Below are 604 nucleotides of genomic sequence, written 5' to 3'. Positions count from 1 at the left end.
GTCTAAGAGTGGGCGATGTGCAGGAAACGCGCCTGATGGTTCCAACCAGTAACAAAGGGCACGGCAATAAGGCTAGCCGCATTGCCGTGCCGGTGGGCGGCGATGTGATAGAGGCGCTGATACCCGCTACAAAAGGCAGGCTCGGCGACGAGGCTCTCCTCGTGCGCTGGCGGCACCGGCGACAGGAAGGTAGCATCGGATGGACCCGTGACCGGAGAGGCTTATGGCAAACCGCTGAGTTAACGCCGCCGTGGCGGGAAATTCGTAGGTCAGCAGATATGAAGGATGTCATACCTTACTCGCTGCGGCATTCCTCAATCGTTCGCGGCATCCGTGCTAATCTGCCGATTAGGCTTGTGGCAGCACTCCATGACACTAGCGTCCCCATGATCGAAAAGTACTATTCAAGGTGGATCGTAGATGGGTTAGACGAGTTGGCTGCGCGCGCAATAGTGCCGCTTGTCCCAACAAACGCGAGCGCGAAGTGACACCCTTCCAAGCATCAAAATGAGCGTTCCCAAGCTCATCTCCTACTTTCTTATCAAGGCGCATATATCTGCATAGCAGGCCAGTGCGTCTGTGGTCACTCAACCATATCATGCTC

At 56.0% G+C, this 604-nt stretch carries 1 pseudogene; it reads left to right on the top strand.

Annotated features, from left to right (window positions below):
- Positions 1–488 (top strand): annotated as a pseudogene (locus tag ACXJ5O_RS29205) (tyrosine-type recombinase/integrase); the annotation flags it as partial.
- Positions 489–604 lie beyond the last annotated feature (116 nt).

The organism is Phyllobacterium sp. P5_D12, from assembly GCF_054049495.1.
This window is presented reverse-complemented; position numbering and strand designations above follow the sequence as displayed.